Source organism: Paenibacillus sp. FSL K6-1122 (assembly GCF_037977015.1).
Classification (GTDB): domain Bacteria; phylum Bacillota; class Bacilli; order Paenibacillales; family Paenibacillaceae; genus Paenibacillus; species Paenibacillus amylolyticus.
On sequence record NZ_CP150272.1, the window covers coordinates 733,830 to 754,823 of the forward strand.

A 20,994-nucleotide genomic window follows, 5' to 3' on the forward strand; every position below is an offset into this window, starting at 1 on the left:
GAATGTCGATGTCATTTGATCAATACATGAAAGATATGGTTCAACCGATGCGGGATGATTTAACTCGTCTAGGAATCCAGGAGTTGCGTACTCCTGAAGAAGTGGAAGCAAGTCTTCCGGATGCAAAAGGAACAGCGCTGGTTGTCATTAACTCTGTATGCGGATGTGCCGCAGGTCAATGTCGCCCAGGTGTGTCCCAAGCACTGCAGCACGATATTACACCGGATCATCTGTACACTGTATTTGCTGGTCAGGACAAAGAAGCAACTGCAAAAGCACGTGAATTCTTTGCACCGTATCCTCCATCTTCACCGTCCATCGCTCTGATGAAAGACGGAGAACTCGTTCACTTTATCGAGCGTCATCAAGTGGAAGACCGTTCTGCAGAGGATATTGCGGCTGATCTCAAAAGTGCATTTGACCGTTACTGCCGTTAATTCGCTCCAATAGAACGCCCCGCCCTTCGGATCACCGATGCCGGGGCGTTTCATTTTGGATAGATAAGGTTATTGATCCATTCGGACCTTTCAAGCTGGACATCAAATTTCATTCATTTAGAAACGGGGTGTGTGAACGATGAGTTTGCAACAACAGATCATCGCTGAATTGAAGGTTAAACCAAGCATTAATGAAGAAGAGGAAGTACGCAAGCGTGTTGATTTTCTGAAGACGTATGTGAAAAATGCGGGTGCCAAGGGTTTGCTGATTGCGATCAGCGGCGGTATTGACAGTGCAGTGGCTACGGCGCTTTGCAAAAGAGCGACGGACGAGCTCACGCAAGAGAACAACCAAGAGTACAAAACGCTTGGTGTGTTCCAACCTTATGGTGAACAATCCGATATCGACCACAGCTACGCTGTAGCCAAAGCATACGATCTGAAGCATGTCGTGGAAACCAATATCGAAGATGCAGTGAACGAGATTGCGCTGGAAGTGGAGCAAGGTTTCAAATCCTTGGGCAGCCCACGTCATATGACTCACCAAGGCAAAGGTAATGTCAAAGCGAGAACTCGTATGGTTATGCAATATGCGCTTTCGTTTGAAGAAAACCTGCTCGTTGTAGGTACGGATCATGCATCCGAAGCCATCACAGGTTTCTATACCAAATGGGGCGATGGCGCTGTGGATATCACACCACTGAGCACCCTGAACAAACGTCAGGTACGCCAGCTTGCAGCATATCTGAACGTTCCACAGGCTGTTTTGGACAAAGCACCATCGGCAGGGCTATGGGAAGGTCAGACGGACGAAGATGAGCTGGGAATTTCGTATGAAGCGAACAGCGACTATCTCGAAGGCAAACAGATTGATCCGGCTGCACAAGAGCGCCTCGAAGCGTTCTATACGCGTACACATCACAAACGCAATGCCATTCCTGGTATCTAATACGGATGAATGAGCATGATTGATATAGGCTGTTAACACCAACATTGAAATAACGTCCCTCTTAGGGAATGCAAAAAGAGTCACTGCCGTGAGCAGTGACTCTTTTTGTTATGTGGAACGAGAAATTGCAAAAATCCAGGTGACTACTATATTAAAGATGAGTTACTTACTCCAGTCTTGGATCTGTTGCAGGGTTTGGGTAATGGCTTGCTCCAGTTGCGGAGTGTTTTCTTTAAATGGATGTACCGTATTAAAGGTGTGATTCCCTTCAGGTATCTGGTGCCATGGGATATCAGGGCGTGCTTGCACAAGTGCGGCAGAACCGTCCCGCAGACGCTGTGGATCTTCTGTTCCCTGAATGAGTGCGACTCGCACAGGTGAAGAAGCCAAGCGGTCAATGATAGCGTAACGTTTGCTATGCTTGTCCAGGTCTTCCAGAATAGCCACGTCCAGTGGCATCTGCTGGCCTGTTCGTCCGTTAACGACATGGCTGCGGCCATGCGTACGCATTTCTTCTTTTTGCTCCGCTGTGAAGAGATCCAGATTGGTTACGCCATTCCAGGAGATGACACCTGCCACCTGCTCGGGGTGATCCAGTGCATAGACGAGACTTACGCCCGCACCGCGGCTATGACCAACCAGGTATACAGGAAGTCCAGTGAGTTCAGGTTGTGTAGCCACATGTTCCAGTACCAGGGCCAGATCGGCAAGCTCCCGGCTGTAGGTATTCACTGCGAACTTTTCAAGTTCAGAGAATTGCTCCAGATATTCGCCGATACCGTTGTGAGAGAAATTAAAGGTCAGCACATGATGAGTCTGGCTTAGCTGTGAAGCTGCATAGGGGAACATGCCCCAGTCTTTGAAGCCTTTGTATCCGTGAGACAGAACGATGACACCTTGAGCGGGTTGTTGTGCAGGGAAAAAGTCTCCGCGAATGATCGCATCTACGTCAGTGGGCAATTCAAAAGTTATGAGCATTATTCAGACCTCCTAAGAATTTCAGACGATTCCTGATTCATATTTTAGCATATATGGTAATGCGGATAGGTACTCGCTTCTGATCGTCCCTCCTGCTACAATAGAATACGTGTTCGGAGAGTTACGGATCATGTGATTGAATGGAGATCTTTTACAATGAAGGTTCAAAAAGAGCGGTTTTCAGTACCGAGAAGATAGGACTTTTTGAATAACCTCTTACAGTATAAAAGATTAAGCGGGTGAAGCGTTGATGATATATGGCATAGGTAATGATGTGCTGGAGATTGGACGTATGCGGAAGTTATTGTCCGATCGCCATGCGGAAGCTTTCATAAAACGAATTTTAACGCCAGCAGAGCGGGAGATCGCAGTTCGTCGAGGGAAGCGGATGACGGAGTTTGTATCCGGTCGATTTGCAGCGAAAGAAGCGGTGTCTAAGGCATTTGGTTGCGGTATTGGTGGCGTAATGGGCTTCACTGACATTGAAGTGCTGCCTGATGGGACAGGACGTCCAGTGGCCTCGCTGTCCAGTCAAGCCTGGGAACGTCTGCAGCTGCCATATGATAAGCAATATGACATTCATTTGAGTATTACACATCAGACGGAATTGGCAGCGGCCTTTGCGATCGTGGAACAGATGGAAAAGTAGTTAGCTTGGCAATAGGAGAGGACGGAAATATGGGTTTACAGGAACAGAAACAACATTTCAGCGTGAATTTGCTGGACTGGTATATGGTCAACAGACGGGATTTGCCGTGGCGTCGCCACAACAATCCGTATTTCACATGGGTATCGGAGATTATGCTTCAGCAGACTCGAGTCGATACGGTAATTCCGTATTTCAATCGTTTTATCGGGAATTTCCCGACCGTGCAAGCGTTAGCGGAGGCACCCGAAGAGGATGTGTTGAAAAATTGGGAGGGACTTGGTTATTACTCCCGTGCACGTAATCTTCAGACAGCCGCGAGACAAGTCATGGAGCTGCACGGAGGCGAGATGCCGCAGGACAAGCCGGCTGTCTTTGCATTAAAAGGGGTGGGCCCGTATACTGCCGGGGCCATTCTCAGCATTGCTTTCAACCAGCCGCAGCCTGCGGTAGATGGCAATGTCATGCGGGTACTGTCCCGATACTTCCTCATCAATGAGGACATTATGAAGGGCAGCACCCGGGTGTTGATGGAAGAGCTCGCAGGAGAGCTCATTCCGGAAGGGCGGGCGCGTGATTTCAATCAGGCGCTGATGGAGCTTGGCGCGCTGGTATGTACCCCCAAAGCGCCGCACTGCCTGACTTGCCCGGTCATGGAGCAATGTTCCGGCCGCATCGCCGGAAGAGAGCTTACACTGCCGGTCAAGACCAAGGCGAAGCCGCCGCGCCCTGAGCAGCGGCTGGTCGCGATTGTGGAGGGCCGCGGTGCTCATCGCGGCCAAGTGCTTGTGCGCCAGCGCCCAGACACGGGCCTATTGGCCCGCATGTGGGAGCTGCCGCATGTGCTCGCGGCGCCTGCCGCAGCAAGCAAGAAGGCGGCGCCGCTGGCGGATGAGCCGGCCATGGCATTGCTGGCCGGCAGTCTGTGGGCGGAAGGCTTCGCTGCCCGCCCGGAAGGGCTGGCTACCCATGCGGAGCATGTGTTCAGCCACATTGTCTGGAGCCTGCAGGTGTACAAGTGTACCGAGCAGGACCAGAGCAGTGAGCTTCCGCTGATCGCAGCGGAAGCCAGAGCCGCCTACGATGCACAGGCGGCAACAAGGGAGGGCGCAGCTTCATCATCAGCTGTGTCACCTGAGTCAGACACGACGCATTCATCGGAGCCAGGCACGCCTAATGCGCAGAACATCTCAACATCGCTTAACGATGGAGAGATGTTGATGTCATCATCTGATGTTAGTGACCTAGCGCTGAGCACTCCGACACTGACAGGTAAAGGCGATGGCTTGACCTACCGCTGGATCGGTCCGGAAGATATGGATAAGATGGCATTCCCGAATATCTTCCTGAAGCTGATCAGCAGTTATTTTGCTGGTGCGTATGATCAAGTGAATGATTAAATGGGGGAGCTAACGAACTCCAGAGGTCTTATCATGTGGATATACCACAATTATAAATTCTAACGAACCTGAGTGACGTTATCATAGACAAATCAACCCAAAAGTGCGTATCAAAGCCCGTATCTGGGGAAATAGCTACTCTGAGATTCGTTAGGTTCGCGATACGATGAAATATCGAGCAATAACGTGTCCTGGGTTCGTTAGAAACAAAACCCCCATTAACTATAGTGATAGCAAAAAGAGAGCCTGATCACGGTCATGATGACCGAATCAGGCTCTCTTTTATGTTAACTGTTGCATGCTAACAGTCTTATTTTGCAGAAGCGTAACGTTTGTTTACTTCATCCCAGTTGATTACATTCCAGAAAGCGGCGATGTAGTCAGGACGTTTGTTTTGGTAGTTCAGGTAGTAAGCGTGCTCCCATACATCCAGACCCAGAACCGGAGTCAGACCTTCGAAGAGAGGGCTGTCTTGGTTAGGTGTGCTAGTGATGGACAACTTGCCATCTTTACCAACTACGAGCCAAGCCCAGCCGGAACCGAAGCGAGTTGTAGCTGCTTTAGCGAAATCTTCTTTGAATTTATCAAAGCCACCCAGTTCGCTATCGATAGCTGCTGCGATATCGCCTGTAGGAGCGCCGCCGCCGTTAGGTCCGATGATTTCCCAGAACAAGCTGTGGTTAGCATGTCCACCACCATTGTTGCGAACCGCTGTGCGGATGCCTTCAGGTACGCTGTCAAGGTTAGCAATCAGATCTTCCAAGCTTTTTTCTTGCAGTTCAGGAGCGCTTTCCAGCGCTGCGTTCAAGTTAGTTACATAAGTATTGTGATGGCGATCGTGGTGGATTTCCATCGTTTTTGCATCGATATGTGGTTCCAGTGCGTCGTTAGCGTAAGGAAGTGCTGGTAATTGAAAAGTCATAATGAAATACCTCCTGAGATTTTAGGTTTTTTTGAAAACAGGTACATATGTAATAATACCCTTGCCACTAATATTAAACCGCATTCGAGCTAATTAAGCAACATTTTTGTTTATTAAGTCCCCCGAGGCGTTGATCTAATGATGGGCCAGAGATAACAAACATATTTTACCCTTTATGCAACTATTTATGTGTTTTCAGACGTTTAAATGGATGAAAAGTTTAATATTCGCATGTAAACGGTTACAATTAAGCGCTTTCAAAAGAAAATGCGTGTTTTATGGAGAAAAGTATGGTTTAATTGACGAAGAAGCGGTATTTTCTCGTTTTTTGTCATTATATGAACATTGGGTTTTTGGTAAAAAGGGATTCCCTTTTTGTAAAAAACCTCATCTAAGCTAACGAAAAGGGAGATTTAAGACATGCACGTTCGTTCCTTTCAGTTGAGTGATGCAAGCCAGATGACGGAGCTTCTCCAGGTTGCACTATCGGAAGAGTGTTATGAGAACACGATGGGCCCGTTTGCCCGTCAATTGTCATGGGATTCTGACCTGATCATGGTTGCGGAAGAAGAGGGAGACCTCGTCGGCGCTTTGATCGGTACGATTGATCACAACCAGGGTTGTATCTACCGTATTGCGGTACATCCAGACTATCGTCGCCGTGGAGTCGGCAAAACACTTGTCGAGGCTATGGAACAGCGGTTCCAGCAGCGTAAAGTCAGCCAAGTATGGGTGGCGGGTGATGAGCACAACAAAGTAGCCATGCCTCTATATGAAGCAATGGGTTACGGTGCCAATCAGATTATGAGCGCTTTCCAGACTCTTAGTATTTTGTCCAAAGCTTAGTTTGCATGTTTAAAAAGAAATAAAAAAAAGATTTTCATTTCATATTAGGCATATCTCTTTAACGTGTAAGAACGTGAGGGATGTGCCTTTCTATTTATATGAGTGTTCTTCACGTCATATTCCTCTGGTTTCCTCATTTTCTGAACATGCTTCGGAGTCCCTGAATTCTATTTAAATCACCCTGACTATCCCGGCTGTATTCACGATAACCAAGGTATTGGTGCTCATAACCAATTGTTTCACTCTCCCAAATGGAGTAGACTGAAAGGGAGTATGGTTACCATGTTACAAGTTTAATTCAACTATTTAATAAATGAGGTGTCCCTTTGAATTCCAATAATCATTCAATGGAACATGTGACTTCCGAGCAACGAAATGAACCGTCAAAGCCTGAACAACCGGGGAAATCTTGGGTTGTCGAGCTGTGGGACTGGGTCAAAACGATTGTTGTTGCTTTTGTAATTATGATGCTGCTGAACCTGTTTGTGTTTAATCTGTCAATGGTCAAGGGACAGTCCATGCAGCCGACACTGGTTGAGCGAGATCGCCTTTTCGTCAACAAAATCGTATACCATCTGGGTAATCCTTCCCGATCAGATGTGATCGTACTTCGTGATCCAAGCGAAGGTGTGGAGAAGAAGGATTTTCTGGTGAAACGAATCGTTGGACTTCCGGGAGATACTATTGAAGTTAGGGATCACCATCTATATGTGAACGGCGATCAACAAGCGGAAACGTACACCGATATTGAGGTGCAGGACCCTGATTTTGGCCCAATCACACTAGAGCCGGATCATTTCTTCGTGATGGGGGATAATCGTCATGAAGGCAAAAGTAAGGATAGCCGAGTGTTTGGCAGTATTACATCCGACCAGATTGTAGGCAAGGCTGAATTTATTTTCTGGCCGTTTTCTGAATTGAAGAAATTGTAAAATGCTCACAGGACAACAACTTCAGATTGCATTTTGCGTTAAACCATATAGACTCGTTCCGTTTGAATTCAAGTATGCAAGGCATATATAGAAATTAACGCCTGTCCTCTTACCGTGAGGCGGGCGTTCACTATTTACGGAATAAGTGTTGGAAGAAGAGAGGGAAGAGAAATGACGAGCGTACAGACCGGGGCAGCACAGGATGCCTCCGTATGGGAAAAGTTAAAACAGGAGATCAAGGCAGCTGGCCCCGGACTGGGCATTGATGATATCGGTTTTGCTTCGGCTGATCCCTTTGTTTCCCTGAAGTCGCTACTGGAGCAGTCGCGGGATAAAGGGTATGCTTCAGGTTTTGAAGAGCCGGATATTGAAAAAAGGGTGCACCCCGCCTTAAAAGATGGCGAGCCCGCTTCACTTATTGCAATAGCCGTGGCATACCCATCCAAAATGGTGAATCCGCCGAAATCGGAGCCTGGTGCGTATCGAGGCATTTTTGCCCGTTCGGCTTGGGGTCAGGATTATCATCAGGTCCTGCGTGCAGCGATGGACAAGTTGGTCAATTTTATAAAGGAACGCGTACCTGAAGCCATGATCGAAAGCATGGTAGACACCGGAGCATTGGTGGATCGTGCGGTGTCCCAGCGTGCGGGGATTGGTTTTAGTGCCAAAAACTGTGCCATTATATCACCCAAATTTGGTTCATGGATTTTTCTCGGAGAACTGGTAACGAATATTCCTTTTCAACCAGACACACCTGTGACCGAAGACTGCGGTGAATGTACAAAATGTATCGATGCCTGTCCTACAGGAGCATTAGTGGGGCCGGGGCAGTTGAATGCACAGCGTTGTATTTCTTTTGTAACCCAGACAAAAGGGTTCGTGGATGAAGAATTTATGCTGAAAATAGGCAACCGTCTGTACGGTTGTGATACGTGTCAGATTGTTTGTCCGAAGAACCGGGGCAAGAACTGGGATCACCATCCCGAATTTCACCCCGATCCGGAGATTGTGAAGCCACTCCTACTGCCGCTGCTGGACATCGGTAACCGGGAATTCAAGGAACGTTTTGGTCAGAGTTCCGCCGCTTGGCGGGGCAAGAAGCCGATTCAACGCAACGCCGTTATTGCCCTGGGCAATTTCAAAGACAAAAGTGCTGTACCCAAACTTACAGAAGTATTAAAACGTGATCCGCGCCCCGAGTTGCGGGGAACCGCAGCCTGGGCGTTAAGCAGAATTGGAGGAGAAGACGCCATGAGAGCAATTGGGGAAGCTGCCGCTAACGAACAAGATGGGAACGTACTAAGCATGCTGCAGAAGGCCGAGGAGCGACTGAGTTCGTCCGAGACCTTACCCAAACAGCCACAGGCTGGACAAGTGAGTGAGAAGCAGCCAGAGGAACAGAACAACGAGAACAATGCCTTACGTGCGTTACAACAGGATTTGAAAATGGAAGCTGGGATTGAACCGGGTAGTGAGCAGTCTGCACAGCCTGACAAACCGGAAGCCGCAGCGTGGAAACCTTCAGCCGTTACAGGTCTTCATGGCAAGCCCGTATACTACGATGAGGTACTGACACCGATTGGTACTCTTACGTTATGCGCGACGGATGAAGGGCTGTGTCACATTGATTTTGGCGCCTTTCACGTACGCGAAGCTCATCTGCAACAATGGGCACGCATCTGGATTGGCGAGTATCGATATGAGAAGAATGAAGAGAAGCTCAGCGAAGCTGCAAAGCAGTTAAAGGAGTATTTTGCAGGGGAGAGAAAAACGTTCGACTTGCAGCTTGATCGGCTTGGAACACCATTCCAGCTACAAGTATGGCAAGTTCTGTCCGATATATCTTATGGAGAGGCCTCATCACACCAACAGGTTGCGGAAATCATCGGCAGACCCAAGGCTGTTCGTGCAGTTCTGGACGCCATTAGCAAGAATCCGATTCCGATTATTATTCCCTGTCACCGTATCAGTGGTAAAGACGGTACCCTGGTGGGTTATGTAGGCGGTCTGCAAACCAAGGAGCAATTGCTCGCATTGGAGCAGCTATCGTAAGAGCGGGGGACGTTCATGAAGTATGTAAACGTGGAGAGCGTGGAAGCGGGGGAGCTTCTGGGCAAGACGGTATATTCCAGTAACGGCACGGTACTGCTGTCTGCCGGAGTCCAGCTCACCGTATACATGGTCAATACGTTGAAGCGTATTGGCGTGACCATGTTATACATCCAGGATGAAGCGTATAAAGATGTGGATGCAGAAGACATTCTGGATGAAACCACGAAACGGGCAATAATTAATGAAATGAGTGTCACACTCGAATCCATTCGATCCGGGAAAGACTGGAGTCCGAGAAAAGTTGCCCTCAGTATAGAGAAGTTGCTGAATGATGTACTGAACGGGCGTGAAATGCTTGTGCAGCTCACCGATATTCGTACCAAAGACAATGCACAGTATGTTCATGCGATGAATGTATGTTTGTTGTCTTCGGTCATCGGACTGAATATGGGACTCAATTATAATCAACTGAAGGACCTTGCTGTGGGGGCATTATTGCATGATATTGGCAAAGTGGGGGAACCTCCTGGCAGTGGCTCTGCTGCAAATTCTTCGCTGCACCATACATGGCGTGGATTTGAAGTGATTAAGAACAAACGGGAGTTCAGTCTGTTGGTCGCCCATACGGCCCTGCAACATCATGAGCATGTAGATGGTACAGGCATGCCGAGAGGGATCAAGGGGAGTGACATTCATCTGTTTGCGAGAATCGTTAGTGTGGCTAATATCTATGATAATCTCATTAATGGTTTATCCAAGGACAGTTTGATGCCACATGAGGCCTGTGAAGAGATGATGGCGTTGTCTGGTACAAAGCTGGATCGGGACATTCTGATTGAGTTCAATAAGAGTGTATCCGTGTATCCCAATGGTACAGCGGTACGACTGTCTACCAAAGAGACTGGAGTCATTGTGCGTCAACATCGGGGATTACCCGGCAGACCTGTAATCAGGGTGGCGCGCGGAAGTACGCGTTATTCTCTGGATGTGGTTGAAATCGATCTGGCTCAGCATACAACCGTTTTCATTGAAGCTGTCATGACGTAGCTTGTGTGCGGTTCAACTGGAAAATCCGTTTGCTCAAGGCGTGCGGAAATGCTATGATACTTTCAGGAAATCCGCTCTGTGTCAGGTTTGCAACATGTGTGTCAAACATCATGAAGTGACACAGATTATCAGGCTTTTTAGAATGCATACAGAGGTGTCTAAGAGATGGATATTGTTATACCGATTATTACATTGATTGTTGGTCTGGTCGGGGGATTTTTCATCGGGGTGTTCTACTTGCGTAAACAACTTGAGAAAATGCAAAGCAATCCGGACATGCTTCAGAAAATGGCGAAGCAAATGGGCTACAACCTGAATGGCAAGCAAATGCAGCGTGCCCAGCAGATGATGAAGAATCAGCAGCCAGGAGCGAAAATGCCTCAGCCGCAACAGCATCCTGCGCGTAAAAGTTCGGGCCGCCGAAAATAATAGCAGTGAAGTGAAATAACTGCTTACCTTATTGTGGTTCGAAAGGAGGCGTTTGGCAGTGGCTGGCGTTAAAGATTATTTGAATTCAAAAGTATCCGACAATCGGGAGAAGATCGAGTATCATGTAGAGCAGATCCTGAAATTGATCGGAGAAGATAGTACACGTGAAGGGTTGCTTGAAACGCCTGCACGTGTGACCCGAATGTATGAAGAAATTTTTGGCGGATATGAAGTAGACCCGCGCGATGTGCTCGGTGTCACGTTTGACGAGAATCATGAAGAACTGGTTATCGTCAAGGATATTGTCTACTACAGTCAGTGTGAGCACCACATGGCGCCGTTCTTCGGCAAGGTGCACATTGGGTATGTACCAAGCGGCAAGATCGTTGGTCTGAGCAAAATGGCTCGTCTGGTCGAAGCAGTAACACGTCGCCTTCAAGTTCAGGAACGTATTACTTCACAGATCGCTGACATTCTGACAGAGGCCGTTGAACCTCATGGAGTTATGGTCGTTGTGGAAGGCGAGCACTTGTGCATGTGTTCCCGCGGCGTGAAGAAACCGGGAAGCAAGACGGTGACGTCTGCTGTACGTGGTTCTTTCCGTGAGAATCCGGCACAACGTGCAGAGTTCTTGTCTTTGGTAAAAGATTAAGATCAGGTATGTCCACTCGCTGGACAAGCCGGATGAGTAAGTTCCTTTGGTTTTGGAAGCAGCAGTTTCTAAGCCATAGGATATGATATAAATAAGCCGTGTTCCCTGGGAACCGGCTTATTTATATATGCGTTGTCATTCCTATATACTGGATACATATGAATTCGTTAAGCCGGAGGTAATGGAACGATGAGTGTACCTTCCCATTCAGATCAACCGGTTCAGCCGGAAAAGGGACTACAGGCAGATCAACAGGCTACATTGCGTCTGCAAATCTGGGAGACACCACTCATGCGACAAGGGAGTAGTGTACTCGAAGCTTTTGCTTGGGAAGAAGTTATGTGCAGGCGGGTTGGGGCAGGGCATCTACCTGTTGCACATATATGGAGACACCCAGATGCCTTTGTAGCGGGTCTGCGTGACCGCAGGTTGCCACAGGCTGTAGAAGCGATGGAACAGATTAGAAGCCAAGGGACAGCGGTCTGTGTTCGGCCTTCGGGTGGAGCGGCAGTACCCTTAACCCCAGGGGTAGTTAATGTGTCGCTGATTCTGCCTAATCCCGGACATGCCATCAATATTCATGATGATTTCCGGGAGATGGCTTCGATTATTGCCGAGTCGCTAACGCCGTGGTCGAATCAGGCGCAGACAGGCGAGGTTCAGGGTGCTTTTTGCCCGGGAGATTATGATGTCAGTGTAGGTGGCCTAAAATTCTGTGGTATTGCCCAGCGCAGGCAGGCAAAGGCGTATATCATTACGGCTTTTATCATCGTGGACGGTCAGGGTGATCAATTGGCAGCAGATGTGCGACAATTCTATCAGCATGCAGCAGGCGGGGCGAGTGAAGGATATCCCGATGTTCAGCCTGGCACGATGGCAAGTCTGAAAGAATTGGCAGGTGTACCTTCGGCTGCGGCATATACTGCGGCTTTGGTTCGGACACTGCGAGATCGCTATCCACTTGCGGAGACCAGCAGGGTGCTTAGCGTTGGCTCTGAAGAAGTACGCCTGACAGCTGAGCAGATGAAGCTGCGCTACGATTAACACTTTTTACTAGGGCTTGGAATTGGTTAATAGAGATGATATGATGTGATTTCGGAAGGAGAGTGTTAGGATGGACACATTGAGATATACGTATTTATATGAGGTTGTATCAACAGGCGAAAAATCCGAGTTCAGCCAAATGGCAACAAGCAAGGAAGAGGCTGCTGCACTGATCGTTGCACGTATAGCCGATCTGGAGTTTACAGATGAGTCTGATATCAAGCTGGGCGATCTGATCTCCATTAGCAAACAGGTTGGCGACAACTATGTGGCTTGCGAGGGCTGTGCTTCTTAAGTGAACATTTAGAAATAGGAAGTCTCTCAAAATACAAGCAAGTCTCTTTTTACAGGAGGCTTGCTTTTTTGTATACACCAAAAGAGATATCGTTCAGTCATTCGGCTGGAGATATCTCTTTTTTTCTCTAAACCATCTAACCCCAAGCTTAATAAGGCGGCCACAACAACTTGCGTGCCGTTTCGTAACGCTCGGCCACAGCGGGCCAGTAGACAACGTTCCACCAATCCTCGATATACTTTTTGCGTTCATTCTGATGTTTCAGATAGTAGGCATGTTCCCACACATCCAGTGGCAGGAGTGGTACGATATCGGACTGGGACAGGTTCTGGTGTTTTTCCGCCTGCAAAATCTCCAAACGATGTGCTCTCGGGCTCCAGACAAGCATCGCCCAGCCACTGCCTTCCACCTTGTTCGCGGCTTCTGTGAATTGATTCTTAAACGCTTCATAACTCCCGAAATCTCGCTTGATCTGCTCTGCGAGCATACCGGAAGGTTTGCCGCCGCCAGCAGGGTTCATAATTGTCCAGAAGATCGTATGCAGGTAGTGGCCTGCCCCGTTGAAGGCAAGTTCACGTTCCCAATGTTTGATGAGTTCAAAGTTATTCTTTTTTCGCGATTCCGCCAGCTTCTTCTCTGCTACATTTAGTCCGTCCACATAAGATTGATGGTGTTTGTCATGATGGATACGCATCGTCAGCTCATCAATATGTGGCTCCAGTGCATTGTACGCATAGGGAAGGGGAGGCAGTGTGTGTCCTCCAATGGGAACCGGCTTTTCTTTTACAGGAGGTGCTGTAGAGCTGGGTGTGGCTTGTGTTGTTCCGGTAGAAGGTGGTTGAATGGTTGCGGATTGGATATGAGCTGAACCGGCAGGTGCATTTACATTTCCCTCTGGAGAAGTTGGAGCTTCTGAAGCTTGGCGATGGATGCTTCCTGACTCTGACGTATGCAACGCATTTTCCAGAAAAAGTGATGGCTCCGAATCCGTTTCGCGTAAGATGCCAGGTTGGCCAAGCGTATCCAATACGCCCAGAAAATACTCCGACTCGCGGATAAAGTGCAGAATGAGTACTTTGGCAAGCGGAACAGCTTGCACAGCAGCACTTTGCTCCAGAAGAACATACAGCTGTTTGATGAACTCTCTCGATTGCTGCCGAGCTGCCAACACAAGTTGATCGATACAACGAACGATGTAGGGAGCAGGCGGATGGGTTGCGGGCAATAGTTGTTTTAAAAGCTGATTGGCTACTCGCTCACTGTTTGCAAAGGTAACCTCCCATTCCTCCAGTAGCTTGACGTATGGGGGCTCCAGATCAGGAACCAGGGCACGAATGACGAGTGTATGTTCTTTCTCCTGCTCTTTCCAGAAACGGATTTCCTCCAATGTCCGCAGAGGCAGCAGGTGACCATATCCATACCAGTTCATCTATGTTGAACCTCCTTCAGATGAAATTCATTGCATGCAGACCGTCTGTTCATGCGTCCCAAGAGTATATTCCGCGAGCTTGTTGTCCTATGAGTGCAAAAAAAGAGCCCCTGAGGGCTCTGGAATAAATTCGATGATTGAAATTTGGTTATTCTCCATTATTCGTGTTTTGCACATCGTCACTGCTTGTTTTCGTTACATGACTCAGGAAAGTTGAGACACGGCGCAGATATTCCTTTGGATGCTCCCGGAAGATCAACTCATGATGCGCATCCTGGACAATCCATACATCGGAGTACGGATTGGTCTGGTTGGCGGCGAGTTGCTCCGCAATTGGATAAGGCGCCTTCTCGTCCTCTGTACCATGGATGAAGAAAATCGGGAACGGATAATCTTTCTTTTTCACTTCCTGGTATGGAATCTGTTGTAATCCGGTACCATTCAGAACAGGGAACAACAGTTTCATGATCTCCAGTGTAGGCTGACGTGGCAAATCGATCTGGTTGTGAATGTTGTGGTACAGCGTATCTGGCTCCAGCAGGAACGCACTGTCCAGAATCATTGCATCCACTTCCTTCGTAATCAGTCCGGTTTGAAGCGCCGTACCGGCACCCATCGAGAAGCCCCAGACAACCAGTTCCTGCGCACCGCGCTGCTTGGCGAACTGGATGGCACCCAGCAATTGCTGTGACTCAGCTTTGCCACCTGTGGCTACAGCTTTGTTCACTTGAGAAGCGAAGCCGTAATCGAACATCACCACGTTGAACCCAAGTTGATGGGCATAGTGTGCCAGGTCATACATGGGTACCCATGTTTCTTCACGATTGGCACCATAGCCGTGACTGAAAATAATCGTTTTGCTTGCAGCATTGTCAGCAGGTATATACCATCCCTGCATCGTCCGGCTGCCATCTGCTGCCGGGAACGTGATGTCTTCGTACTTCATGTTCTTGGCCTGCATCGGATTGGAGAAGACCGGCGCTACAGTAGGATTGGATAATACCCATGCGATATAACCATGCAGTGCGATAAAACAAAACAGTAGAAAAAATACAACGGAGAGCAGCAACGCTACGATAATATGTTTGAACCGAATCAGCCTCGGTGATAGGGAAGAGGGCAGATCGGACACTTTTGTTTGCAGCGGGGCTTCGCTCTGGGATGATTGATACATGAATGCCCCTCCTTTGAAGTTCAGTTGAAGATAACAACGACATGAAAAGAGAATTGCGTCGATTTCAGAGCCTGCTTCAGAGCGATATCTTAATGTAATATATCTTTATCGTATGTTCCAATATAGTCAAAGTCAATTGATTGAGGGCATTTGTTACGCAATTGTTATATAGTTCTTAAGATATATGGGTAAAATTACCTTAGTGTGTAAATTACAGGGGATTAAGTCTTATAAAAAGGAAAAATTTACACGTTTGCCTATTTTGATTTTGGCTCTTTTTGGTTTACAGATGAGACCGTTTCTCATATAATTTATGTAACCAAGTTTCATGTGATGAAACATGAGGAGGGCATTATGCCATGGAAGATCGCAAGTTAACCGTCCGGGCTGTGGAACGGGCGCTGGATATATTATTATGTTTTACCACACGCAGTGATCTGGGACTCACCGAAATTGCCAGCCAGATCGGCCTGCACAAAAGTACAGTCCACCGTTTGATGGCTACGCTGGAGGATCGAGGGTTCGTGATCCGCGATGCAGCAACAGAGAAGTACCGACTTGGCATCCGAATCTGGGAGCTGTCAGCTCATATGTCCCGCAGTGATGATCCCGCTATTCTGCTGTTGCCTGCGATGGAGCGACTGAGAGATCGATTGGGGGAGACCGTGAGTCTGTACCTGCGTGATGGCAGTGAACGGATACGGATTCAGGCTGTGCAAAGTGATCAGGCGATCCGCCGAGTTGCTCCCGTTGGTGTTAGACTCCCGCTGTCTGTGGGGGCTTCCAGCAAAGTCCTGATGGCGTTTGCCACGGACGAGGATCGTGAAGAACTGATGAACGGGCCGGAATGGCCGGTGTTTATTGATCCCGCGGTGTATTTAGCGCAGATGGGAGATATCCGGGATAACGGATATGCCACAAGTTACGAGGAACGTGAGCCGGGAGCTGCCGCGGTATCTGTACCGATTATGGATCGCAGAGGCAATATTGCAGCTGCCCTCTCGGTCTCAGGACCTGTCAGCCGACTTTCGCAGGAGACATTGCATGAATACGCACCTGTGTTGAAGGATGCTGCTACGCAAATGGGGCTCATGTTATCCTGATGTTGATGTAAGTTTTTTCTCCAATAGAGTTTGATCATTTGGAATATAAAGGTTGTTTTTATGTTCCGGTTGCGCTACTCTGTAATGGACGGCCCAGCGGGGCCAGCTTCATTGAATATGAACGGCGGCTTATGTAAGCTGCAACTAATTAACGTTACTGGGGGAGTCCGAATTGTCCGGACTGAGACGGAATCGCATGAGATTCCGGACCCTTTGCACCTGATCTGGATCATACCAGCGTAGGGAAGTAATCGGCGATATGACCACAACCACCACATGATGTGACCCTTGTAGGGCTCCGTTAAGGAGCTGCATAAAGGTGCATTATTGGTGATGGACATAAAAGTCGGTTCCTTCGGGGACCGGCTTTTTTATATACAGGGAACGGGCGATATAGCGCGGATTTTATGGGCTTCTTTTTCGATAACCTGCGGAAGTGGGCTTGGATGAGGAGGGAAGTCTTATAGATCGATGATCTGTGGCAGCCTCCGTCTGTTGTTAACTGTACATGAAAAGTGTCTCCCCTGGTCTGGTGTAGGATCGCTCTTTCTTCTCTGCATTGCGCATGATTTGGGACAGGTACGTAAGCGAGCTAATGATGAAACCAACCAAACAAGCGACGAACACTGAGGAGGAGACAAGTGAACATGAGTACAGGAAATCAAACGGGACAACAAGCGATGGAACAGGAACATAACGGTCAGCAGGTGGAAAAAGAAACAGGGGCGGCCGGACGGGTCCAGCCCTTTCCGGGCAGCCGCAAAGTCTACATTCAGGGCTCACGGCCGGACATTGCTGTACCGGAGCGTGAGATAGCCCTTCATGACACGAATACTCCCCAAGGGGTGGAGCATAACGAACCGTTGCGTGTCTACGATACGAGCGGCCCGATGATCGATCCCGCATTTCATGCGGATATCCGCGCAGGTTTGCCAGCCCTGCGCACTCGCTGGATCACAGAGCGTGGCGATGTTGAAGCTTATCAAGGCCGTACGGTTAAACCGGAGGATAACGGACTGAAGCCCGGAGGAAAGAGAGCTGGAGCCGAAGAGTACCCTGGATTACGAGGCAAACCGCTGCGAGCACAGACAGGACGCTGTGTGACTCAGATGCATTATGCGAGGCAGGGAGTCATTACGGCAGAGATGGAGTTCGCCGCTATTCGTGAAGGCGTGGAACCGGAATTTGTAAGACAGGAGCTGGCGAGTGGACGGGCCATCCTGCCGTCCAACATCAATCACCCGGAGAGTGAGCCGATGTTGATTGGTCGTCATTTTCATGTGAAGATCAATGCCAATATAGGCAACTCTTCTGTATCTTCCTCCATCGAGGAAGAGGTGGAGAAGATGACTTGGGCGGTACGCTGGGGATCGGATACCGTGATGGATCTATCCACAGGCAAAAACATTCATACCACCCGGGAATGGATTATCCGCAATTCACCTGTGCCGATTGGTACGGTGCCGCTGTATCAGGCGCTGGAAAAGGTGAATGGCGAAGCGGAAGCGCTGACTTGGGAGTTGTACCGTGACACACTCATAGAGCAGGCAGAGCAGGGCGTGGACTACTTTACGATTCATGCAGGTGTATTGCTGCGTTATATCCCTATGACGGCCAAGCGGATGACAGGCATTGTATCTCGCGGTGGGTCCATTATGGCAGCATGGTGCCTTGCGCATCATCAGGAGAACTTTTTGTACATTCATTTTGAAGAAATCTGCGAGATTATGAAAAGGTATGATGTGGCGTTTTCGCTGGGAGATGGACTTCGTCCAGGTAGTATCTACGATGCGAATGACGAAGCTCAGATGGCGGAACTGGCTACGCTCGGGGAACTGACGCAGATCGCATGGAAGCATGATGTGCAGGTGATGATCGAAGGTCCGGGGCATGTGCCGATGCATAAGATCAAAGAGAATGTGGACTTGCAGATGGAGATCTGTAAAGAGGCACCGTTCTATACGCTGGGGCCGCTGACGACCGACATTGCCCCGGGTTACGATCACATCACATCCGCCATTGGTGCGGCCATGATTGGTTGGTTCGGCACGTCCATGCTCTGTTATGTTACGCCAAAAGAACATTTGGGCCTGCCCAACAAGGATGATGTGCGGGAAGGGGTCATCGCCTACAAGATCGCAGCTCATGCCGCCGATCTGGCGAAAGGCCATCCACGTGCCCAGCGCCGCGATGACGCATTGTCCAAGGCACGCTTCGAGTTCCGCTGGCGGGACCAGTTCAACCTGTCGCTGGACCCGGAACGTGCGCTGTCCTACCATGATGAGACACTGCCGGCAGAAGGGGCCAAAGAAGCTCATTTCTGCTCCATGTGTGGACCAAAGTTCTGTAGCATGCGCATCACGCAGGACATTCGTGCCTTTGCCGCAGACAAAGGGTTGTCCGAGAATGAGGCTGTAGCTGCCGGGATGCAGGAAAAAGCCGAGGAATATCGGACACGCTCCTAAGGGAGCCAAGTGATGAAGGTTTTTTGAAGCTTTAAATTATAAATATTGATTAATGTTTGGACAAGGCCAAACCCGCTTCACCGTAACTCTTGGATTCAATCCAACTTACGCCAAATCTGAAATAGGATACCTGCGATGACAAACAGCACGCCATCAGAAAGTTTAAGATTACTAGCATGTAGAAGTGCGGAAGAACCCATACCGACTAGGAACAAGATAAAAATATATAAAAATCGCATTAATTTATTCACCTCTCTTTTTGAGTGAAATGTGTAAAAGAGAACGATTTTTATATCGTTCTCTTTTGTTAATTTAAATTTATTCTACCTTATATTACATAAACATATTTAACAAAGACTTTATTAATAATTAAAATTTTTAAGTGTACCTCTGGAATCATTATCAGCAGAGCCTGAGAAGCTAACCTCTAGAGCTCCAAAACTCAATCCTACACTGCCCGTACCTTTAATGTGGTAGTAATTGGATTGTATTTGAGATAGACCACTTTGATTTCCTTGCTTTTTATGTTCTATTGTAAAGACGGCAGAGGCAACCTGTTCTGTTATAATAATGCCCCCTTTGAGATCAGCATTGAATCCAACACCATTCTCACCAGTATATGAGAAATTACGTCCACTTCCTAAAGTTGTAAACGTAGAGTTTCCGCTATACTTGACTTTATCTTCATAATACCCAGAACCTGGAACTGTTCTCCAAATTTCTTTATCAAAAGAAGCGCCATAAGCATCAGATAAGCGCCAAAAAGGCATTGATTTCCACTTTCCTGTTAATGCAACCATAAACCGCTCACGATTATTAACATTATCAGTTCGAACTATGGTTATATAATAGTCAAATTGATCATCCTTGATATTTCCAAGTGGTCCAACCTCTCCGTTGAATTCAGGTGCTGAGGCTTTTTCATGAGCCACTACTTCAATTGATCCATCTTCTTTCGAAAGACTTTTCTTAAACTCAGGGCTCCAGGATTCTATTACTTCATAAGGAATACCCTGCTTTAATAAAGTTATATCCAATTTCACAGTTTTATTCTCTGCAGAAGCGAAAGCACTGGTAGGAATAAGTAATAGGCATAGACAGCAAACCAACAGTAACTTCGATAAACGCAATAATTTCAATGTAAAACCTCACCCTCTGAGTAATTTGTTAAATTATAACAATATAAATTTATCATATAACCCTAGGTTTGTATACCTAAATTATGTATATTTAATTATTATTTTATAAATTAGGATTAATATGTATTTATGTAAATAATAAATTAAACATACTTATATTTATTATACTAACTCTTAACTAGATCACAGGAGCACATCCAATTTGTATCAATTAATTGTTTGATGCAGCTACTGTCGAGCCAAGCCCAAATCCTTCTCCAAATACGTTGCAAGCAATGCCAGCGGGCTATGGATTGGAATACCGCGATCTATTGTAACCTGTGCAGCAGCGGGAGCCATAGACAGTTGGGCCGCCACTACCGCTTTACCCGGGTACTGCTCAGCAATCTGCTGTAAGCCTTTTCGTACCGCTTCGAGATACCCTTGCTGATCTCCACGCATAATCAACTCAAATGTCCCAGGGATGCACACCGCTTCCGTCTGAGAGGTCTTGGCAACGTGTAGTTGCCCATTCTCATCCTCTTGCTGTAATGCCTGATTCAACCGTGCCATCGTTCCTTCAATAGTTGCCGGGTTGGTGAATGATATTATGTAATCTCCTGGTACTCGCCGCATCTCCTGCAATAACGGATCATCTATGCCGATCACAGGCACAGGGACCTGTATGGCTTCCTGCTCCAGTACTGTCGCAAACAGGGTGCAGGTGACCAGAATGGCATCGGCATGACACTCAGCGATCCATTGGAGCGTCTGGGCTACCTTCTCGTGAATAATGACCTCGGAAAAGTCAGCGTCATGTTTAAGACGGTCCAGACCTGGATCGACGTAATGGACCAATTCAACTTCATAAGGAGCAAGCGTCTCTTCAATTAAGGCGATGTTGGAATAATGAGCGTGAAAACAACCAATGGTGGTCATGTGCTAAGTCCCCTTTAACAGTTCGTATATGTCATGGATCTTTTAGATATTTAAACCATTATAGAAACATGCCTGAGAACTGTACAGTCGTTTATGGCTCAACGCCAATAACCGCCCTTCCGCCAAGCTGCGGAAAG

General features: G+C 47.9%; 20 protein-coding genes and 1 riboswitch. Of the genes, 14 read left to right on the plus strand and 6 right to left on the minus strand.

Features of this window, described 5'->3' with window-relative positions:
* The first annotated feature begins 2 nt into the window (after positions 1-2).
* Together NSQ20_RS03390 and nadE are read left to right on the plus strand one after the other, a co-directional pair.
* Positions 3-437 carry a BrxA/BrxB family bacilliredoxin gene (locus tag NSQ20_RS03390; protein WP_017690788.1) on the plus strand — a complete coding sequence of 145 codons (435 nt, stop codon included), beginning with the start codon at positions 3-5 and terminating at the stop codon, positions 435-437.
* Positions 438-576: 139 nt separating this feature from the next.
* Complete coding sequence (gene nadE, locus NSQ20_RS03395; RefSeq protein ID WP_036614145.1) at positions 577-1,386, plus strand: ammonia-dependent NAD(+) synthetase; 810 nt, start codon at positions 577-579, stop codon at positions 1,384-1,386.
* Positions 1,387-1,548: 162 nt separating this feature from the next.
* On the opposite strand, the gene NSQ20_RS03400 is transcribed toward nadE, so the two are convergent.
* Positions 1,549-2,364 (minus strand): alpha/beta fold hydrolase, encoded by an 816-nt coding sequence (locus NSQ20_RS03400; RefSeq protein WP_340031817.1) that lies wholly within the window; start codon positions 2,362-2,364, stop codon positions 1,549-1,551.
* A gap of 250 nt (positions 2,365-2,614) precedes the next feature.
* Here NSQ20_RS03400 and acpS point away from each other — a divergent pair, with 250 nt between their 5' ends.
* Entirely contained in the window at positions 2,615-3,013 is a 399-nt protein-coding gene (gene acpS / locus NSQ20_RS03405; protein WP_340031819.1) for a holo-ACP synthase, read from the plus strand.
* Positions 3,014-3,042: 29 nt separating this feature from the next.
* The gene (gene mutY, locus NSQ20_RS03410) at positions 3,043-4,410 is read left to right on the plus strand and encodes an A/G-specific adenine glycosylase (RefSeq protein ID WP_340031820.1); all 1,368 of its coding nucleotides are present in this window, start codon (positions 3,043-3,045) and stop codon (positions 4,408-4,410) included.
* Between the two features lie 310 nt (positions 4,411-4,720).
* Here the strand turns inward: mutY and NSQ20_RS03415 are convergent, their stop codons facing one another.
* Positions 4,721-5,332: a superoxide dismutase gene (locus NSQ20_RS03415; RefSeq protein ID WP_036614138.1), complete on the minus strand. Its 612-nt coding sequence runs from the start codon at positions 5,330-5,332 to the stop codon at positions 4,721-4,723.
* 420 nt (positions 5,333-5,752) lie between these two features.
* On the opposite strand from NSQ20_RS03415, the gene NSQ20_RS03420 reads away from it, so the two are divergent.
* The 8 genes from NSQ20_RS03420 to NSQ20_RS03455 all read left to right on the plus strand — a co-directional run bounded on the left by NSQ20_RS03420 (position 5,753) and on the right by NSQ20_RS03455 (position 12,629).
* The gene (locus tag NSQ20_RS03420) at positions 5,753-6,178 is read left to right on the plus strand and encodes a GNAT family N-acetyltransferase (RefSeq protein ID WP_017690782.1); all 426 of its coding nucleotides are present in this window, start codon (positions 5,753-5,755) and stop codon (positions 6,176-6,178) included.
* Between the two features lie 326 nt (positions 6,179-6,504).
* Entirely contained in the window at positions 6,505-7,110 is a 606-nt protein-coding gene (lepB, locus tag NSQ20_RS03425) for a signal peptidase I (RefSeq protein ID WP_245838469.1), read from the plus strand.
* A 171-nt stretch (positions 7,111-7,281) separates the two neighbouring features.
* A complete protein-coding gene (gene queG, locus NSQ20_RS03430; protein WP_076329857.1) occupies positions 7,282-9,162 on the plus strand; it encodes a tRNA epoxyqueuosine(34) reductase QueG in 1,881 nt (626 codons plus the stop codon).
* A 15-nt stretch (positions 9,163-9,177) separates the two neighbouring features.
* A complete protein-coding gene (locus NSQ20_RS03435) occupies positions 9,178-10,209 on the plus strand; it encodes an HD domain-containing phosphohydrolase (RefSeq protein WP_017690779.1) in 1,032 nt (343 codons plus the stop codon).
* 165 nt (positions 10,210-10,374) lie between these two features.
* On the plus strand, positions 10,375-10,638 hold the full coding sequence (locus NSQ20_RS03440; protein WP_017690778.1) for a YneF family protein: 264 nt from the start codon (positions 10,375-10,377) through the stop codon (positions 10,636-10,638).
* A 58-nt stretch (positions 10,639-10,696) separates the two neighbouring features.
* Positions 10,697-11,290: a GTP cyclohydrolase I FolE gene (gene folE, locus NSQ20_RS03445; RefSeq protein WP_036668229.1), complete on the plus strand. Its 594-nt coding sequence runs from the start codon at positions 10,697-10,699 to the stop codon at positions 11,288-11,290.
* 189 nt (positions 11,291-11,479) lie between these two features.
* Positions 11,480-12,334 carry a lipoate--protein ligase family protein gene (locus tag NSQ20_RS03450; protein ID WP_282319484.1) on the plus strand — a complete coding sequence of 285 codons (855 nt, stop codon included), beginning with the start codon at positions 11,480-11,482 and terminating at the stop codon, positions 12,332-12,334.
* Positions 12,335-12,404: 70 nt separating this feature from the next.
* The gene (locus tag NSQ20_RS03455) at positions 12,405-12,629 is read left to right on the plus strand and encodes a hypothetical protein (RefSeq protein ID WP_036614132.1); all 225 of its coding nucleotides are present in this window, start codon (positions 12,405-12,407) and stop codon (positions 12,627-12,629) included.
* A 148-nt stretch (positions 12,630-12,777) separates the two neighbouring features.
* Here the strand turns inward: NSQ20_RS03455 and NSQ20_RS03460 are convergent, their stop codons facing one another.
* Together NSQ20_RS03460 and NSQ20_RS03465 are read right to left on the minus strand one after the other, a co-directional pair.
* Positions 12,778-14,058, minus strand: a complete 1,281-nt coding sequence (locus NSQ20_RS03460) for a Fe-Mn family superoxide dismutase (RefSeq protein WP_340031823.1) — start codon at positions 14,056-14,058, stop codon at positions 12,778-12,780.
* A gap of 148 nt (positions 14,059-14,206) precedes the next feature.
* Entirely contained in the window at positions 14,207-15,232 is a 1,026-nt protein-coding gene (locus NSQ20_RS03465; RefSeq protein WP_074093397.1) for an alpha/beta hydrolase, read from the minus strand.
* Between the two features lie 359 nt (positions 15,233-15,591).
* Between NSQ20_RS03465 and NSQ20_RS03470 the strand changes: the two genes are divergently transcribed.
* Entirely contained in the window at positions 15,592-16,335 is a 744-nt protein-coding gene (locus NSQ20_RS03470; protein ID WP_017690772.1) for an IclR family transcriptional regulator, read from the plus strand.
* Between the two features lie 149 nt (positions 16,336-16,484).
* A riboswitch (TPP riboswitch) is annotated at positions 16,485-16,598 on the plus strand.
* Positions 16,599-17,015: 417 nt separating this feature from the next.
* On the plus strand, positions 17,016-18,800 hold the full coding sequence (gene thiC / locus NSQ20_RS03475) for a phosphomethylpyrimidine synthase ThiC (RefSeq protein ID WP_340032987.1): 1,785 nt from the start codon (positions 17,016-17,018) through the stop codon (positions 18,798-18,800).
* A gap of 362 nt (positions 18,801-19,162) precedes the next feature.
* Here the strand turns inward: thiC and NSQ20_RS03480 are convergent, their stop codons facing one another.
* Both NSQ20_RS03480 and NSQ20_RS03485 read right to left on the minus strand, forming a co-directional pair.
* Complete coding sequence (locus tag NSQ20_RS03480) at positions 19,163-19,939, minus strand: hypothetical protein (protein ID WP_101315048.1); 777 nt, start codon at positions 19,937-19,939, stop codon at positions 19,163-19,165.
* Positions 19,940-20,167: 228 nt separating this feature from the next.
* On the minus strand, positions 20,168-20,857 hold the full coding sequence (locus NSQ20_RS03485) for a hypothetical protein (protein ID WP_076320206.1): 690 nt from the start codon (positions 20,855-20,857) through the stop codon (positions 20,168-20,170).
* Between the last annotated feature and the right edge of the window lie 137 nt (positions 20,858-20,994).

What these genes read in the sequence shown, in the direction of transcription:
- thiC (WP_340032987.1), top strand. Translation starts at nt 17,016, where the DNA reads ATGGAACAGGAACATAACGGTCAGCAGGTGGAAAAAGAAACAGGGGCG.
- mutY (WP_340031820.1), top strand. Translation starts at nt 3,043, where the DNA reads ATGGGTTTACAGGAACAGAAACAACATTTCAGCGTGAATTTGCTGGAC.
- NSQ20_RS03440 (WP_017690778.1), top strand. Translation starts at nt 10,375, where the DNA reads ATGGATATTGTTATACCGATTATTACATTGATTGTTGGTCTGGTCGGG.
- acpS (WP_340031819.1), top strand. Translation starts at nt 2,615, where the DNA reads ATGATATATGGCATAGGTAATGATGTGCTGGAGATTGGACGTATGCGG.
- NSQ20_RS03390 (WP_017690788.1), top strand. Translation starts at nt 3, where the DNA reads ATGTCGATGTCATTTGATCAATACATGAAAGATATGGTTCAACCGATG.
- NSQ20_RS03470 (WP_017690772.1), top strand. Translation starts at nt 15,592, where the DNA reads ATGGAAGATCGCAAGTTAACCGTCCGGGCTGTGGAACGGGCGCTGGAT.
- queG (WP_076329857.1), top strand. Translation starts at nt 7,282, where the DNA reads ATGACGAGCGTACAGACCGGGGCAGCACAGGATGCCTCCGTATGGGAA.
- NSQ20_RS03465 (WP_074093397.1), bottom strand. Translation starts at nt 15,232, where the DNA reads ATGTATCAATCATCCCAGAGCGAAGCCCCGCTGCAAACAAAAGTGTCC.
- NSQ20_RS03485 (WP_076320206.1), bottom strand. Translation starts at nt 20,857, where the DNA reads ATGACCACCATTGGTTGTTTTCACGCTCATTATTCCAACATCGCCTTA.
- NSQ20_RS03420 (WP_017690782.1), top strand. Translation starts at nt 5,753, where the DNA reads ATGCACGTTCGTTCCTTTCAGTTGAGTGATGCAAGCCAGATGACGGAG.
- NSQ20_RS03415 (WP_036614138.1), bottom strand. Translation starts at nt 5,332, where the DNA reads ATGACTTTTCAATTACCAGCACTTCCTTACGCTAACGACGCACTGGAA.
- NSQ20_RS03400 (WP_340031817.1), bottom strand. Translation starts at nt 2,364, where the DNA reads ATGCTCATAACTTTTGAATTGCCCACTGACGTAGATGCGATCATTCGC.
- NSQ20_RS03455 (WP_036614132.1), top strand. Translation starts at nt 12,405, where the DNA reads ATGGACACATTGAGATATACGTATTTATATGAGGTTGTATCAACAGGC.
- NSQ20_RS03435 (WP_017690779.1), top strand. Translation starts at nt 9,178, where the DNA reads ATGAAGTATGTAAACGTGGAGAGCGTGGAAGCGGGGGAGCTTCTGGGC.
- nadE (WP_036614145.1), top strand. Translation starts at nt 577, where the DNA reads ATGAGTTTGCAACAACAGATCATCGCTGAATTGAAGGTTAAACCAAGC.
- NSQ20_RS03460 (WP_340031823.1), bottom strand. Translation starts at nt 14,058, where the DNA reads ATGAACTGGTATGGATATGGTCACCTGCTGCCTCTGCGGACATTGGAG.
- NSQ20_RS03450 (WP_282319484.1), top strand. Translation starts at nt 11,480, where the DNA reads ATGAGTGTACCTTCCCATTCAGATCAACCGGTTCAGCCGGAAAAGGGA.